Below are 13985 nucleotides of genomic sequence, written 5' to 3' on the forward strand. Positions count from 1 at the left end.
GAAAAAATAAGTTTAGGATACTTCGTCTTTTTCCTTTACAGCAGAATCCTCAGATTCGACGGAGGAGTCATGGCGTTCGTCAACTGCGGCAGCGTGCGTTTCATTACCATAAAGCTGCTCCATGTTCCTGAATCCCTGTTCGAAAATATCCATGAAGTCGTCTCCGTATATGTTGCGGATGACCGCCATCAGTTCGATGAATTCGGGGAAGCGCCCGTATAGCTGGCGTACGGGAAGTGAACCTTCCAAAACAGAATGTTCCGTGTCGAAGTAATGATTGTTGATCTCAAGCAGAAGAACGTGGCCCTGCTCGGTCACTTCGACATATGTACTGCGTTTGTCATCCTCGCGCTTGGAGAAAGACAGAAATCCGCGTTCCTCCAATTTCTTGGAGAAGTTGAATGCAGTTGAAACATGCATGACACCGAACTTCGCCACCTCGGAAATCGTTGCGCCTTTCAGATGCGCTGCAATCCAGAGGATATGGTGTTCGTTTATGTTCAGGCCGAATGGCTTGATCCACTGCTGCCAGTCTTTTTCGACGGCTTTCCACAGCGCCTTTGAAAGCTGGGCCATCCGCTGGCTGTACAGCATGGCTTCAGGCAGGGTATAGGATTGTTCCGCCAAATTCTCACCTTCTTTCTCAATGTTCGGATAGTTTAAGAATAGTATATCAATAAAGTAGGTCGGAAAGAAGGGGTTCTGTAACAATTGTCACATTTTATCTTTTCATGGGGAAAACGGTCGGTTGCACCGGGGAAGAACAGGGGGGAATAAAAATAGAGAAGGACTCCAGCCGTTCTTGCCGGCTTTTGGAGTCCCAGGTCCCGGATGAATCGCCGGGTGAGTGTAATTAATCTGAAGAGGGCCATAACCGGCAGACGCGGTGCCTTACTTCTTGATCGATCCGACCGCCTGTTCAAGCTCGGCAATGGAAGTCTGAATCTGCTGGACGCGCTTCTGGATTCTCTCACGGTTCAGCTCAGTATCGCGGTTCCAGACGTCCACTGACGTTTTCAGCTCGTCTGCGGCCTCTGGGAGGCGGGTTTTCGCTTCGTTGACCAAGTGTTTGACCGAAGCTTTCAGATCATTCGTTTTTGCTTTTACATCTTCAATTTTAGGTTTCAGGTTGTCGGACGAACTCTTGACGGAATAGCGCAGCTCTTTGCCTGACTGAGGGGCACTCAGCAGGACTGCTGCGGCGCTGCCCGCTGCACCGAGTACAAGTCCGAGGAAAAATGATGATGCCTTCATGAGGGCACTCTCCCTTCTCTATATCGTTCAATATTCCTTTCCGCCTCTTTATTAAAACATGCGGGGAGAGGGGGAGACAACAGACGAACACCCCGGCCGCTTCCGGGTCGGGGTGTTTGCCTGTGTCCGATCAGTGGGACGGCGCCGGCACGTAGTTCGAGCGCTGGGCGAGCCGGAGAACGATCGGATAGATGATAAAGAAGGCGATGGCATTCATGGCGATCGCCGGCAGGACGACCGTCAGGAACAGAGCCATGAACGGAAAGTCCCCGCCGAGCAGGAAGATCGCGACGGACAGGAAGATCGAACCCGACAGCACGGTTCCGAGTGCGGCCATTACAGTTGCCGCGGCCAGCTTGTCGGCGAGCTTCCCGATAAGGAGCACCACGCCGAAGAAGACGATTCCCGTCACCGTCTTGTCGATCACGTTCGGGATGAATCCGCCCGGGAATGTCGTGAACAGGCCGGACAGGATACCCGTGGAGACCGACATGACGAGTACGCTCCTGATGTCGCGGAACAGCAGGATGCCGATGAACATCATCGTCAGCATGAAGTCGGGCTTCATGCCCCCGTTAATCCCCGGAATCACCAAGTACAGCGCCGTCCCGATCCCGATCAGTAAAGCCATCAAAACCAGATTTTTCGTTTTCATTGCTCATCTCTCCTCAGCTAAGCTAAATTTTGCCTCCCCCGGCGTGCCCTTGTGGCCGACGGCAGGTTGCGTAGTTCGATTGTACCGTTTTTGAACGGGATTTTCAATCAGTCAGTTTTTGATCTGTGCGCCGATCGCGGATGCGATTTCCTGCAGCTTCTCTTTAGGAAACTCATCTTCTTTTGTCTCCCAGTGCAGCCCGAAGCCGTCCGTCTGGCGGTCATAGCGCGGGATGAAGTGAAGATGGAAATGGTACACGCTCTGGCTGGCAGCGGCTCCGGTGTTGTTCAGGAGGTTCATGCCGGCCGGCTCGAACTCGGCTTTTAGCGCACGTGCGATTTTCGGAGCGGCGGAGAACAGCTGTGCCGCCTCGTCTTCGCTGAACTCATAGATGTTCTCGCGGTGCACTTTCGGGATCAGCAGGACATGGCCTTTAGTCGTCGGCATGATGTCCATGAAGGCGAGGACATGTTCGTCCTCATATACTTTGGCTGCAGGGATCTCCCCTTCCACCATCTTGCAGAAAATGCATTCGGTCATCGGTCAACATCTCCTTTTCATATCCTGACAACAGGATATCATATATTCAGAAAATAGAGGACAGGCATTCGAGGCATAAGCGGTCCGGATTTGCTAAAATGGAGGCATGAATGGGGTGGAAACATGAACGTATTGGAAGTGGAAAAGATCACCGGCGGATATACGCGCAAGCCGGTGCTTCATGATCTGTCATTTGAAGTCGGCTCCGGCGAACTGGTCGGGCTCATCGGGCTGAACGGCGCCGGGAAAAGTACAACGATCAAGCACATTATTGGGCTCATGGAACCGTCGGAAGGGGAAATCCGGATAGGCGGAACGGCTTTCCGTGATGATCCCGAGAAATACAGGAGCTCGTTTTCCTATATCCCCGAGACGCCGGTCCTCTATGATGAGCTGACGCTCCGAGAGCATCTGGAGCTGACGGCGATGGCGTACGGCATTCCCAAGGACGTGTTCGAGGCAAGGTCCGCGGCGCTCCTGCGCGAGTTCCGGATGGAAAAGAGGCTCCGCTGGTTCCCGTCGCATTTCTCGAAGGGGATGCGGCAGAAGGTCATGATCATGTGCGCGTTTCTTGTTAACCCGTCGCTCTATATCATCGACGAGCCGTTTGTCGGACTTGACCCGCTCGGCATCCGTTCGTTGCTCGAGCAGATGAGCGAGAAAAAGGCGGACGGGGCATCCGTCCTCATGTCGACGCATATTCTTGCCACTGCCGAGAAGTACTGTGACCGGATCCTGCTCTTGCACGAGGGCAGGCTGCGTGCGGCGGGAACGATGGATGATCTTCGCGAACAGTTTGGCATGCCGGGTGCGACACTGGATGATCTGTATATCGAGATGGCAGGGGAGCCGGACGATGGGCAGCCTGCGTGACGTGTGGCGCAGCCGCTTCACCCACTACACGGAGGAGCTGCAGCGCTACACGAAATTCATCTTTACCGGGCACCTCGCCATCGTCCTCGTCTTTCTGATCGGAGCGGGGGGGTATGCGTACAGCGGCTGGCTCAAGACGGTGGCCGCGGATTTTCCGGCCGCTCCTCTCGCCGGCATCATTCTTGCCGCGATTCTTGCCTATGCACCGCCTGTCACACTGCTGAAAGAGGCCGACGCCGTGTTTTTCCTGCCGATGGAGGAAAAGCTCGGCGGCTATATGCAGAGCGCTCTTAAATGGACGTCCGTGTCGGGGATCCTGTTGCCGGTCCTTGCATTCATCGTCTCAATCCCGCTCCTGAATGCGGTGTACGGACTCAAAGGGATCGGGCTTCTTGCCCTGGTCCTCGGCATTGCCGCGCTCCACGTCTGGAACGTGCGCACGGAGTTCGCCCACCGCTGGGCAGAGCAGGGAGAAGGGGCATGGGGCGACAGGGTCATCCGCTTTGTCCTGACGGCGATCCCCCTCGTTGTTGCCATGTACGGCAAGTGGTGGCTCGGCGCGGCACTGCTGATCCCGATCGTGGTGTATGGCATGCTGAAACAGCGGACAAGCGAAGGCAAGCCGTTCCCGTTCCTTCACTTTATCGAACTGGAGCGCGGTCGGATGAGCCGGTTCTACCGGTTCGCCAATCAGTTCACGGACGTTCCGCATCTGCGCGGAGCGGTCCACAGGAGGGCGTGGCTCGACTGGGTGTACGGAAAGGCATCGTTCGAAACGAAAGCTTCGCCGCGGTACCTGGCGATGAGGACGTTTATCCGCTCGGATGACCTGTTCCTCCTGTGGGTCCGGCTGACGGCGATCTCGATGATCGGCGCGCTCTTTATCCCGATGCCGGCGGTCGCCGCCGTCTTCAGCGGGGCACTTGCCTTCGCGACGGCCTATCAGCTGCGGGACGCACTCGCCAGCCAGCATGAGTTCCGGATGGACCGGCTTTATCCGGTGACGGAGGCGGTGCGTGCCTCTGCGGTGCGCCGCACGGTCCGCAGCGCGCAGGCAGTCCAGGCACTGCTTGTCCTAGTCGCTGCGTGGTTCCAGTACGGGATTGGGGCAGGGATGCTGCTGCTCGCGGTGGCCGTGCTTGTGATCTCGGAAGTCACACTCCGGATGTCGGGGAAGAAATCATAAGAAAAACTGGCTTCGCAATTGCGCGAAGCCAGTTTTTATGTGGATCAATGCGGTACGTCAACGTTTTAATGAAGATCATCAACGTTTTAAGCTGAATCCGCTCAGTTCCGCAGCTTGTCCATGTTTGCAAACCCGATCTCCGTGTCGACATGTCCCGTGATCGTTGACCGATCGTCATCTTCGCCGCGGAGCCAGGCATCAAAGTCGAATTCGACCGGATCCGTGTCCCCTCCGAGTGCGAACCAGGCGGTGAGCGTCTGCGGGAAGTAGGCGGAGGTGTGGATCGTACCTGCCCAGCTCCTGTAATTGTCGGCAAAGACGCCTTTGTCGGTGTCATTCAGGAGCCGCCATGCCTGCTGGGCATCTGACAGGGCTTCCGGCCGCTCTTTCATGGCGTCCATCCGTTCGATGGAGTCTTTCAGGTAACGGCGGTTTTCTTCAGTCTGCTGCTCGAAATGGTTTGTGCAATATGAGGAGTCGCGCACGATCACACCACGCGGTCCCGCCTCGACTAGTGCACGGTTGCCGGTTTTGTCGAGCAGGTTGTAGCTGAACGAGCCGCGGTGGGGGAGGTCCTTAAGAAATTGGACGGCTTCCTCCACATCTGCGCATGTCTCCAGGATGAGCCTGCCGACCATCCAGCAGACAAATCCGTCGCCCGGCCGCTTGCGGTTCGTGAAGTTGTAGCCCATCGCCAGACCTTTCTCGTTCAGGCCGTCCATCCGTCCGGTGATCCGCTGTGCGGGGCCGATGATGGCGTAGCCCCCGTCGTCGGGCTGGAAAACGGTATAAAGCCCTTCGTAGGTGTTCGGGTGGAAGTCATAGTTCCGTACGATGAAGTCACTGCCTGTCAGGACCGAGCAGCCTGCGCGGATAGTTTCTGTCCGGTAGCCCCCGAAATCCCGGAGAATCTCCTCCATCGGCAGGTCGAGCGCATCGCGCATGCCGTTCAGCTCTTCCCACAGCTGAGGGGCGAACCGGCCGAAGACGGCTTCCGCTTCGGCAACATCGATGCGGAAACGGGGCTTCATCGTCCGCCACTTGGTCCTGCGGTTATGGAGCGTCAGGGAGTCGCACAGCCGCTCTCCCTGCAGGCGGCCGAAGTCATAATGCGAGCCGCGGAACTGGACCACGTCGCTGTAGATCTCTCTCATCTGATTCCATCCTTTACAACAGTCATCTTTTCATCTTGACGTAACCCGGCGCAATCGGTCAAGGGAGGAAGGCAAACTGAAAAACACCCGGCTCCCTGAATAGGGTCCGGGTGAACCATTCCACTTAAATTTCGGCCTCGTAAATCCGCACCTCATGGAGCCGGTAACAAATCTTCGCCAGCTCTTCTTTTCGCTCAATGGGTGCTTCAAAGTTTAGGTTGCGTATGCCGTAAAGTTCGCCGCAATCTGATTGGTTAAGAAATTTTTTGAGTATGGGATCGCCGGGATTCCCTTTTAAGAAAGCATTTAAGTACGCTTCCTTGAAGACGAACCCTTTCTTAAGATACCACCGGGTAGCCTCCGGGTCATCTTGTGTCCATACTTCCACACGGTGTACATGGTTATCCTTCAACATCTCTTTTGCCATGTTCCACATTTTCGTTGCGAGCCCATGTTCCCTATACTCGGGCAACACACCCAAATGCCAAATGACACCGCCGATGGAGCCCTCAAAATAGCAGACATCCCCTGGTTGTTCTTCATACTCACAGTCTAGAAAACCGACAACCTGGTCTTGATCGACGGCAACGATTTGAATGACCGGGTTCTCGTACTCTTCGCGATAGTTTTGTACATCATCAAAGTAACTGCTATCCATGAAGGAAAGTACCCGGCAACGAACCCACGAAGTCCTATCTTCTTCCCGATATTCTCTAATTTCCATGTAAGACCTCCTAAATAGGTGAGGGCACTGATAAATTGCAGCAAGCTGATTACACTACGGGCATTCGATCCTGGAGCCTCATCGGATTGCTTCCTGCGGGGGTCTCGACTGGCCCGCTGTTCCCGTAGGAATCCCGTGCCAGCTGCATGGGGTTTTTCAGTGGCCTTAAATTTGATGGAGGCTATTTTACGGTACGACCTCCCCGCACCATGAATGAAGAACCTTTTTCAGTTAATTTCAAAGTGACCACCCCTTTCGAGTTTCAAAAACACCCGGAGTCCCAAAAGGGTCCGGGTGCATCTGACATATTATTTTTCGACCTGATAGCCCGTTGCAGCTGCGCCAAGAATCTTCGCTGCCTGAAGCATCGCGCGCTCATCAAAGTCGAAGCGCGGGTGGTGGTGCGGGTATGGCTCTTCCGGAGCGGCGCCGGTGAAGAAGAAGGTTCCCGGCACGTTCTCCAGATAGTAGGCGAAGTCTTCGCCGCCCATCTGAGGCGCGCCTTCGACAGCTTTCACGCCTTCGAGTCCCTCGATCGTCTTCACGAGGAAGTCTGTCTCGGCCGCATGGTTGACGACCGCCGGATAACCGCGGAAGTATTTGCAGTCGATTTCGCTGTCCGTCGAGATCGCGGTTCCTTTGACGACACGGGCGATTTCGTTTTCCATGAGGTCACGGATTTCCGGCTGGAACGTACGTACTGTACCTTTGAGCTCAGCGGAGTCAGCGATGACGTTGAACGCGTTCTCCGCGACAAACGAGCCAACCGACAGTACGGCCGATTCGATCGGATCAACGCGGCGGGAGACGAGCTGCTGGAGGTTCTGCACCAGCTGGGAGCCGATTACGACGGCGTCTTTTGTCTGATGCGGGTTCGCGCCATGTCCGCCACGGCCCTGTACCTTGATCTCGAACCGGTCGGCTGCCGCCATGACCGGTCCGGTACGGTATTCGACTGTACCGTATGGAGTGAGTGACCAGAGATGTGTGCCGAAGATGGCATCGACACCTTCCAGGCAGCCGTCCTCGATCATCGCAATGGCGCCGCCCGGGGCGAACTCTTCCGCGTGCTGGTGGATCATCACGTATTCACCGGTCAGCTCATCGCGCAGTTCATGGAGCGCTTTGGCGAGTGTCAGAAGCGTTGCCGTGTGGCCGTCGTGTCCGCAAGCGTGCATGACGCCGTCAACCGTCGACTTATACTCGACGTCTTTCTGGTCCTGGATCGGCAGGGCGTCAAAGTCGGCACGAAGCGCGACCGTCTTGCCCGGTTTTGCACCCTTGATGCGGGCGACGACGCCATTGCCGCCGACATTCGCGCGGAAACCCACGCCAAGCTCTGTATAGAAATCCTGGATATATTGGGCGGTCTTGTATTCTTTAAATGAAAGCTCCGGATGCATATGCAGGTAACGGCGGATGCTGATCATGTCTTCGTTCGAAGCTTCCAGTTTCGAGAAGAGGCGTTCCTGCAGATTCTCGGTGCTCACTGTCTGTTCGGTCATAGAAATCCCTCCGGAAAGCGAAATAATTAGAATGTTAGTTAATTATAGACCTGTTCCGGGAGAAGGGCAATAGCCCGAAACATTACAAAATATGTGAATGTCAGGAGAAGCATAGATACTCACATACCTGTGTTTGTTCATCCAAAAAGTTCGCGTACGAAATCGGAGCGGTTTGCGTATGAAAAATACTGCTCCCCCAGGATTCAGATACAAATCAAGGAAGTTTACGCACGAAAAAAACGGCGCCGTGGCGCCGTTCAAGCAGCCGGCTCAGATCTTCTCGTCTTCCGGCTTTTCTGTTTCGTATTCGGTAATGTAGGAGGCCGCGCTGAAAATGTGCTGCGTTTTCTCTGCCGGCGGTGTTTGTTCCTTCCGGTCATGCGCGCTCTTGAAAGCCTGCGAGCCTTTCCACAGTTCGTAGTGGTCCTTCGACTCCCAGGCGGTCACGACGCGGTACGTATCATCCTTAATCGGACGGAGAAGCCTAAAGGTGAGGAAGCCCGGCTGGCCGTCGACCATATTCGCGCGGTTCTGGAAGCGGTGCTCGAAGATCGGCCGTCCTTCGTCAGTAACCGGAATGTTGTTCACGATGTAATAGCCGTGCTTGGCGAGCGGTCCGCTTGCGCCGATCACCTCATAGCGCTTGGGCGTCTGGAAAACGGTCTTGCCCTCTGTCTCGTGCAGGAGAAGCGAGTTCCCTGCACCGTGGAGCAGCACCATGTCTTCCCCACTGTGTTTTTCTCTGACTTTCTCCATGAATTCCGGCGTGCCGGATGTGGTGTATAAGTTCATTTGACATACCTCCCGTATCTGCATGTACTTGCCTTAATTTTCCCATAGCCGGGCCTGATAAAACAAGTGTGACCAAACCTTGACGGAATGTGTGTCAGAACCTTGTCCGGAAAGGTTAAATTCTATGACATTTGCCGGGGCAATCTATACAATAAATAATGGACAGCCTATAGTTAAAACGGAATGATTACGAAGAAAGTAGGAATCATCACATGACCAAGTTTAACGACACGCTGCTTCGCGCAGCTCGCGGGGAAAAGACGGAACACACGCCGGTCTGGTATATGCGCCAGGCGGGACGTTCCCAGCCGGAGTACCGGAAGCTGAAGGAGAAGTACTCGCTGGAGGAAATCACTCACCAGCCGGAGCTTTGTGCCTATGTGACAAAGCTCCCGGTCGACCAATACAACGTCGATGGGGCGATCCTCTACAAGGATATCGTCACGCCGCTTGCAGGCATCGGGGTGGATGTAAAGATCAAGTCCGGCGTCGGACCGGTGATCTCCAACCCGATCCGTTCGCGTGCGGACATCGACCGCCTCGGCGAGTTCCATGCAGAAGAACAGGTGCCGTACGTACTTGATACCATCAAAATCCTGACACAGGAACAGCTCAATGTACCCCTGATCGGCTTCGCGGGTGCACCGTTCACCCTGGCCAGCTACATGATTGAAGGCGGCCCGTCGCGCAGCTACAACCTCACAAAATCGTTCATGGTGTCGGAGCCGGAAGCCTGGCAGGCACTTATGGACAAGCTCGGTGACATGACCATTGCTTATCTGAAGGCGCAGATCGCGGCAGGCGCGAAAATCGTTCAGGTATTCGACTCGTGGGTCGGTGCACTTCATGTTGCGGACTACAGGAAGTTCATCAAGCCGACCATGACTCGGATCGTCTCCGAAGTGAAGAAGACGGGTGTGCCGGTCATTACATTTGGTGTAGGGGCAAGCCACCTCGTCAACGAATGGCATGACCTTCCTGTTGATGTCGTCGGACTCGACTGGCGTATGCAGATCCGCGAAGCGGAAGAGCGCGGTGTAACGAAGCCGGTCCAAGGCAACCTTGACCCGACGCTTCTCATCGCGGATTGGAACGTCATTGAAGAACGTGCAAAGGACATCATCGAACAGGGCGTCGAGCACGGCGCACATATCTTCAACCTCGGCCACGGCGTCTTCCCGGAAGTCCAGCCGGCGACATTGAAAAAACTGACAGAGTTCGTCCATACGTACTCCGCACAACTGAGGAAGTAACCTAAACCCTTTAATCGGAAGGTGAAACAAATGGCGAAAAAGACGATGGGCCTGCTCGTCATGGCCTATGGAACCCCTTATAAAGAAGAAGACATCGAACCGTATTACACGCATATCCGCCGCGGACGCCCGCCAGCTCCCGAGCAGCTTCAGGACCTGAAGGACCGTTATGAGGCAATCGGCGGAATCTCCCCGCTGGCCAAAACGACCGACGAACAGGCGGAAGCGCTCGGCAAGCGGCTCAACGAAGTGCAGGATGACATCGAGTTCAAGGTATACGTCGGCCTGAAGCACATCCATCCGTTCATCGAGGACACGGTGGAGAAGATGCATCAGGATGGAATCACCGAAGCGGTCACGATTGTTCTTGCGCCGCATTACTCGTCATTTTCCGTCGAGTCATACAACAAGCGCGCTAAGGAAAAGGCGGCTGAGCTCGGCGATATGCAGATCCGTTCGGTCAAGGACTTCTACCGCCAGCCGAAGTTCATCCAGTACTGGGAAGAAAAGATCCGCGAAGCCTACGACTCGATGCCGGCAGACGAACGCGAAAACGCATGCCTCGTCGTCTCCGCGCACTCCCTTCCTGAAAAGATCAAAGAGCACGGCGACCCGTATCCGGATCAGCTGGATGAAACGGCCAAGCTCGTAGCGGAAGCGGCAGATGTAAAGACTTACGCGGTCGGCTGGCAGTCCGAAGGCAATACGCCGGATCCATGGCTCGGTCCGGATGTCCAGGACCTGACACGCGACCTCCACAAGGAACATGGCTACAAGGCGTTCGTTTACACTCCGCTCGGATTCGTAGCGGAGCACCTCGAAGTGCTTTACGACAACGACTATGAGTGCAAAGTGGTCTGTGATGAAGTCGGCGCTTCCTACTACCGTCCGGAAATGCCGAAAACCCATCCGTTGTTCGTAGATGCGATGGCAGATGCGGTCATGGACGTACTGAAATAAGAAATGAACGGATCGGGGACGGCTCAGTGCCGTTCCCGATTTTTCTTGGTCCAAAGACTCTTTCTCTATTAAGATGGTCATGACATAGATAGGAGGAGATCGAGATGATTACGGATACGGATCTGAAGCATTTGCGGCGTTGCGTCGAATTGGCTAAAACAGCACTGGAAAAAGGGGACGAGCCGTTCGGTTCGGTCCTTGTCTCAGAAGACGGGGAAGTGCTTGCCGAAGACCATAACCACGTGGCAGGGGGTGACCATACCCAGCATCCGGAATTCGCGCTGGCCAGATGGGCGGCAGAGAACCTGTCTCCTGAAGAGAGAAGCGGAGCGACCGTCTACACCTCCGGCGAGCACTGCCCGATGTGCGCCGCGGCACATGGCTGGGTTGGCTTGGGCCGGATCGTCTATGCGTCTTCATCGGAACAGCTGGCCGAATGGCTCGGTGAGCTGGGCGTCGCACCATCACGTGTCCGGAACCTTGCGATCCACGAAGTGATTCGGGACGCCGAGGCAGACGGGCCTGTTCCTGAACTCGCGGAGCAGGTACGGGGGCTTCATCGCCAGTTTCACAGTTCGTCGGCGAACTAAGTAGGGGGATCGGGTCATATCATGCATTGAGTAAAGGGGAGCTGGCGAAATGGAGTCGTTGATGGGATTGCTGTTGGGTACTTTGCAATTGTTTTATCCATTGATTGTGATGTCGGCAATTGCATTTGTCCTGGGGCTGATTTTGCGCTCATGGTTATGGATGCTGGCAAGCGCAGTCCTGATTTATCCGGATGCCTGGTATATCAGCGGCACTCCGGCCTTCCCCTGGGCGATTTATGTCCCGCTCATCCCGGTCTTTGTGGCATTATGGCTATTTCTTCTGAACAAGCGCGACAAGAAGGCTTCCTGGAAAACTGGACCATAACAAACGCCGTTCCGGACACTACCGGAACGGCGTTTTTCCATTTTAGAATCCGAGAATCTTCCTGAGAGTGGGGGCATGGGTCTGGCTGACCGGGATTTCCGATCCGTCCGAGGTTGTGATGAGGAGTCCTGAGGTGAAATCGTCTTTGCGGATGCGGCTGATGAATTCCGTGTTGATGAGATAGGAGCGGTGCACCCGGAGGAAGGAGCCGGGCAGTTCCGCTTCCAGCTGTTTGAGTGTTCGGGAGGAGGCGAATTCTTCCCCGTCTGCATAGAACCAGGTTTTCTTGTCGGCGCTTTCGATGTGGGTGATGCGGCTGACGGATACAGGCACCCAGTCTTCGTCAGTTCGTCCGGTCAGGTATCGGATCGGCTCCGTCTTCTCTGTTTTTCGTTCTTCGGGCAGGAGGACGATGACAGCACCCGGCAGCGAATCGATTTCGACCGGATAGCCGATTCCATAATAGGAAGCGTTCTGTTCTGGGAAGGACAGCCGTTCTTCGGCACGCCGGCCCGTCTCCAATACCTGGTGGGCAATGTCACCCGGGGTGATGGGATGTCCAGGGACCAGCGGGATGTCCAGGCCCCGCTGGTCCAGGTGAATGTATTGCCCGTCAGCCGCAACGGCAAGAGCCGCCTTTTCCGGAATCCACTCACAAGCAAACTGCGCCAACTGTTCTAACACACCGTTTTTCATCTGATCTCCTCCATTCATCGGCGAACCGCCCATGTTCATCAAAGAATTTCCCCCTTTAGTCAGAAAACCCAGACAAGAAAGATAGTTCTGTTATATAGTAAGTTACAACAAAGAACGCTGTTATGAAACAGTCTAAAAGAACTATTTTATAACAGCGTAAATAAAACCCTCTGAAAGGTGTGTTTCGGATGACGACAAAACAGGCGGAAATCGAGCAGATTGAAATGGGATGGCAGGATGAGCGCTGGAACGGAATCACACGGCCTTACACGGCGGAAGATGTGTACCGCCTCCGCGGCTCCGTCCAGATTGAACATACACTCGCGAAGCGCGGAGCGGCACGGCTCTGGAAATCCCTTCAGGAAGAACCGTTCATCAACGCACTGGGCGCACTCACCGGGAACCAGGCCATGCAGCAGGTGAAAGCGGGCCTGCAGGCCATCTACCTGAGCGGCTGGCAGGTCGCAGCGGATGCGAACATCGCCGGCCAGATGTACCCGGACCAGAGCCTCTACCCGGCAAACAGCGTGCCGCATGTGGTCAAACGCATCAACCAGGCGCTCCAGCGCGCAGACCAGATCGACCGCGCGGAAGGCCGTGAAGGATTCGACTGGTTCGCACCGATCGTAGCGGATGCGGAAGCCGGATTCGGCGGCCCGCTGAACGTCTTCGAACTGATGAAGGGCATGATCGAGGCAGGTGCTGCAGGGGTTCACTTCGAAGACCAGCTCGCATCCGAGAAGAAATGCGGCCATCTCGGCGGCAAGGTTCTCCTCCCGACGCAGAACGCGGTCAAGAACCTGATCTCCGCCAGGCTTGCGGCAGACGTCATGGGCGTCCCGACAATCATCATCGCCCGTACCGACGCTGATGCGGCCGATCTGATCACCAGCGACATTGACCCGGCGGACCACGAGTTCATCACCGGAGATCGTACGCCGGAAGGATTCTACCGCACACGCGCCGGCATCGACCAGGCGATCGCGCGCGGCCTTGCCTACGCACCGTATGCCGACCTGATCTGGTGCGAGACATCAAAACCGTCGCTTGAAGAAGCGAAAAAGTTCGCAGATGCGATTCACGAGAAGTTTCCTGGCAAGATGCTCGCCTACAACTGCTCGCCTTCATTCAACTGGGAAGCGAACCTCGATAAGGAAACGATCGCAGAATACCAGAGGGAAATCGCGAAGATGGGCTACAAGTTCCAGTTCGTCACGCTCGCCGGCTTCCACTCGCTGAACCACAGCATGTTCGAGCTGGCAAACGCGTACAAGGACGAAGGCATGGCAGCCTACTCCCGTCTCCAGCAGGCCGAGTTCGCCTCCGAAGAAAAAGGTTACACGGCGACACGCCACCAGCGCGAAGTCGGTACCGGCTACTTCGACGAAGTCGCGCAAGTCATCTCCGGCGGCCAGTCGTCCACAACCGCGATGGCCGGATCTACGGAAACCGAGCAGTTCGCATAAGGGAAGGAGCGG

16 protein-coding genes are annotated in these 13985 nt (G+C 55.5%); 7 read left to right on the plus strand and 9 right to left on the minus strand.

Going from position 1 to position 13985, the window contains the following annotated elements; all coding sequences use genetic code 11:
* Positions 1-12: 12 nt before the first annotated feature.
* From AV656_RS14890 to AV656_RS14905, 4 genes are all read right to left on the minus strand, one after another.
* Positions 13-594: an HTH-type transcriptional regulator Hpr gene (locus tag AV656_RS14890; RefSeq protein ID WP_231877319.1), complete on the minus strand. Its 582-nt coding sequence runs from the start codon at positions 592-594 to the stop codon at positions 13-15.
* 297 nt (positions 595-891) lie between these two features.
* Positions 892-1254: a YtxH domain-containing protein gene (locus AV656_RS14895; protein ID WP_063183462.1), complete on the minus strand. Its 363-nt coding sequence runs from the start codon at positions 1252-1254 to the stop codon at positions 892-894.
* Positions 1255-1384: 130 nt separating this feature from the next.
* Positions 1385-1909 carry a tryptophan transporter gene (locus AV656_RS14900; protein ID WP_063183465.1) on the minus strand — a complete coding sequence of 175 codons (525 nt, stop codon included), beginning with the start codon at positions 1907-1909 and terminating at the stop codon, positions 1385-1387.
* A 111-nt stretch (positions 1910-2020) separates the two neighbouring features.
* Positions 2021-2449: an HIT family protein gene (locus tag AV656_RS14905; RefSeq protein WP_063183469.1), complete on the minus strand. Its 429-nt coding sequence runs from the start codon at positions 2447-2449 to the stop codon at positions 2021-2023.
* Between the two features lie 123 nt (positions 2450-2572).
* Here AV656_RS14905 and AV656_RS14910 point away from each other — a divergent pair, with 123 nt between their 5' ends.
* Positions 2573-3322, plus strand: coding sequence for an ABC transporter ATP-binding protein (locus AV656_RS14910; RefSeq protein WP_063183472.1), 750 nt, complete (start codon positions 2573-2575; stop codon positions 3320-3322).
* Entirely contained in the window at positions 3306-4508 is a 1203-nt protein-coding gene (locus AV656_RS14915) for an ABC transporter permease (RefSeq protein WP_063183475.1), read from the plus strand. Before AV656_RS14910 ends, AV656_RS14915 begins: the two co-directional genes overlap by 17 nt.
* Before the next feature lie 101 nt (positions 4509-4609).
* Here the strand turns inward: AV656_RS14915 and AV656_RS14920 are convergent, their stop codons facing one another.
* The 4 genes from AV656_RS14920 to AV656_RS14935 all read right to left on the minus strand — a co-directional run bounded on the left by AV656_RS14920 (position 4610) and on the right by AV656_RS14935 (position 8683).
* Positions 4610-5662 carry a C45 family autoproteolytic acyltransferase/hydolase gene (locus AV656_RS14920; RefSeq protein WP_063183488.1) on the minus strand — a complete coding sequence of 351 codons (1053 nt, stop codon included), beginning with the start codon at positions 5660-5662 and terminating at the stop codon, positions 4610-4612.
* A gap of 124 nt (positions 5663-5786) precedes the next feature.
* A complete protein-coding gene (locus AV656_RS14925; protein WP_063183492.1) occupies positions 5787-6386 on the minus strand; it encodes a GNAT family N-acetyltransferase in 600 nt (199 codons plus the stop codon).
* Positions 6387-6694: 308 nt separating this feature from the next.
* A complete protein-coding gene (locus AV656_RS14930) occupies positions 6695-7861 on the minus strand; it encodes a M20 metallopeptidase family protein (RefSeq protein WP_063183860.1) in 1167 nt (388 codons plus the stop codon).
* Between the two features lie 300 nt (positions 7862-8161).
* The gene (locus tag AV656_RS14935) at positions 8162-8683 is read right to left on the minus strand and encodes an antibiotic biosynthesis monooxygenase family protein (protein ID WP_063183496.1); all 522 of its coding nucleotides are present in this window, start codon (positions 8681-8683) and stop codon (positions 8162-8164) included.
* A 212-nt stretch (positions 8684-8895) separates the two neighbouring features.
* On the opposite strand from AV656_RS14935, the gene hemE reads away from it, so the two are divergent.
* The 4 genes from hemE to AV656_RS14955 all read left to right on the plus strand — a co-directional run bounded on the left by hemE (position 8896) and on the right by AV656_RS14955 (position 11811).
* The gene (gene hemE / locus AV656_RS14940) at positions 8896-9936 is read left to right on the plus strand and encodes a uroporphyrinogen decarboxylase (protein WP_063183500.1); all 1041 of its coding nucleotides are present in this window, start codon (positions 8896-8898) and stop codon (positions 9934-9936) included.
* A gap of 30 nt (positions 9937-9966) precedes the next feature.
* Positions 9967-10896, plus strand: coding sequence for a ferrochelatase (gene hemH / locus AV656_RS14945; protein ID WP_063183503.1), 930 nt, complete (start codon positions 9967-9969; stop codon positions 10894-10896).
* 104 nt (positions 10897-11000) lie between these two features.
* Positions 11001-11486 carry a nucleoside deaminase gene (locus tag AV656_RS14950; RefSeq protein ID WP_063183512.1) on the plus strand — a complete coding sequence of 162 codons (486 nt, stop codon included), beginning with the start codon at positions 11001-11003 and terminating at the stop codon, positions 11484-11486.
* Positions 11487-11535: 49 nt separating this feature from the next.
* Entirely contained in the window at positions 11536-11811 is a 276-nt protein-coding gene (locus AV656_RS14955; RefSeq protein ID WP_063183515.1) for a hypothetical protein, read from the plus strand.
* Between the two features lie 42 nt (positions 11812-11853).
* Here AV656_RS14955 and AV656_RS14960 read toward each other — a convergent pair whose 3' ends face one another.
* Positions 11854-12546 carry a LytR/AlgR family response regulator transcription factor gene (locus AV656_RS14960; RefSeq protein WP_063183520.1) on the minus strand — a complete coding sequence of 231 codons (693 nt, stop codon included), beginning with the start codon at positions 12544-12546 and terminating at the stop codon, positions 11854-11856.
* A gap of 149 nt (positions 12547-12695) precedes the next feature.
* On the opposite strand from AV656_RS14960, the gene aceA reads away from it, so the two are divergent.
* Complete coding sequence (aceA, locus tag AV656_RS14965) at positions 12696-13973, plus strand: isocitrate lyase (RefSeq protein ID WP_063183524.1); 1278 nt, start codon at positions 12696-12698, stop codon at positions 13971-13973.
* Positions 13974-13985: the final 12 nt, after the last annotated feature.

The sequence above is a fragment of the Bhargavaea cecembensis genome (assembly GCF_001619585.1).
Taxonomy (GTDB): domain Bacteria; phylum Bacillota; class Bacilli; order Bacillales_A; family Planococcaceae; genus Bhargavaea; species Bhargavaea cecembensis_A.

Excerpts from the sequence above, each read along its gene's own strand:
- AV656_RS14890 (WP_231877319.1), bottom strand. The coding sequence starts at position 594 with ATGCTGTACAGCCAGCGGATGGCCCAGCTTTCAAAGGCGCTGTGGAAA.
- AV656_RS14895 (WP_063183462.1), bottom strand. The coding sequence starts at position 1,254 with ATGAAGGCATCATCATTTTTCCTCGGACTTGTACTCGGTGCAGCGGGC.
- AV656_RS14900 (WP_063183465.1), bottom strand. The coding sequence starts at position 1,909 with ATGAAAACGAAAAATCTGGTTTTGATGGCTTTACTGATCGGGATCGGG.
- AV656_RS14905 (WP_063183469.1), bottom strand. The coding sequence starts at position 2,449 with ATGACCGAATGCATTTTCTGCAAGATGGTGGAAGGGGAGATCCCTGCA.
- AV656_RS14910 (WP_063183472.1), top strand. The coding sequence starts at position 2,573 with ATGAACGTATTGGAAGTGGAAAAGATCACCGGCGGATATACGCGCAAG.
- AV656_RS14915 (WP_063183475.1), top strand. The coding sequence starts at position 3,306 with ATGGGCAGCCTGCGTGACGTGTGGCGCAGCCGCTTCACCCACTACACG.
- AV656_RS14920 (WP_063183488.1), bottom strand. The coding sequence starts at position 5,662 with ATGAGAGAGATCTACAGCGACGTGGTCCAGTTCCGCGGCTCGCATTAT.
- AV656_RS14925 (WP_063183492.1), bottom strand. The coding sequence starts at position 6,386 with ATGGAAATTAGAGAATATCGGGAAGAAGATAGGACTTCGTGGGTTCGT.
- AV656_RS14935 (WP_063183496.1), bottom strand. The coding sequence starts at position 8,683 with ATGAACTTATACACCACATCCGGCACGCCGGAATTCATGGAGAAAGTC.
- hemE (WP_063183500.1), top strand. The coding sequence starts at position 8,896 with ATGACCAAGTTTAACGACACGCTGCTTCGCGCAGCTCGCGGGGAAAAG.
- hemH (WP_063183503.1), top strand. The coding sequence starts at position 9,967 with ATGGCGAAAAAGACGATGGGCCTGCTCGTCATGGCCTATGGAACCCCT.
- AV656_RS14950 (WP_063183512.1), top strand. The coding sequence starts at position 11,001 with ATGATTACGGATACGGATCTGAAGCATTTGCGGCGTTGCGTCGAATTG.
- AV656_RS14955 (WP_063183515.1), top strand. The coding sequence starts at position 11,536 with ATGGAGTCGTTGATGGGATTGCTGTTGGGTACTTTGCAATTGTTTTAT.
- AV656_RS14960 (WP_063183520.1), bottom strand. The coding sequence starts at position 12,546 with ATGAACATGGGCGGTTCGCCGATGAATGGAGGAGATCAGATGAAAAAC.
- aceA (WP_063183524.1), top strand. The coding sequence starts at position 12,696 with ATGACGACAAAACAGGCGGAAATCGAGCAGATTGAAATGGGATGGCAG.